Origin of the sequence: Brachybacterium sp. p3-SID957, from assembly GCF_025144775.1 — a bacterium.
Lineage (GTDB): Bacteria > Actinomycetota > Actinomycetes > Actinomycetales > Dermabacteraceae > Brachybacterium > Brachybacterium epidermidis.
In genome coordinates, this window is record NZ_JALXKT010000128.1 from 1 (window position 1) to 399 (window position 399).

At 68.4% G+C, this 399-nt stretch carries 1 protein-coding gene; it reads right to left on the reverse strand.

Annotated features, from left to right (window positions below):
- Positions 1–342 (reverse strand): transposase (locus M3B01_RS14580; protein WP_259793273.1); only part of this gene is annotated, 342 nt, incomplete at its 3' end.
- Positions 343–399: the final 57 nt, after the last annotated feature.

Genomic DNA, 399 nt, shown 5'->3' on the forward strand with positions numbered 1-399 from the left:
CACCAGGCGCGGGGTGAACGACCCGCCCCGGTCTCGCGGGACGTCCAGCTCGATCGGCCCGACCTCGGACTCCACGGTCTTCGGGGTGGTCCCGTTGCGGGAGTTGGCGTGCTTCGGCGCCTCGCTCGAGCCCTTCTCGTAGCCCAGATGGCTGGTCAGCTCGGCCTGCAGGCCCCGCTCGAGCGCGGCCTTGACCAGCGCGGGCACGAACCCGCCGTCACCGGTGAGCTCGACGCCGCCCGCGTCGATCTGCGCGAACAGGGCATCAAGCTGCCCTGAGGCTTTCAGCTGCTCGACCAGGTCCTGGCCCGAGGGCTCGCCTGGGTTCTTCTCGTCGGTCATGGTCATGATTCTTACCGTTCCTCTCGGTACGGCTTACACAGACCATCTGACACGCCC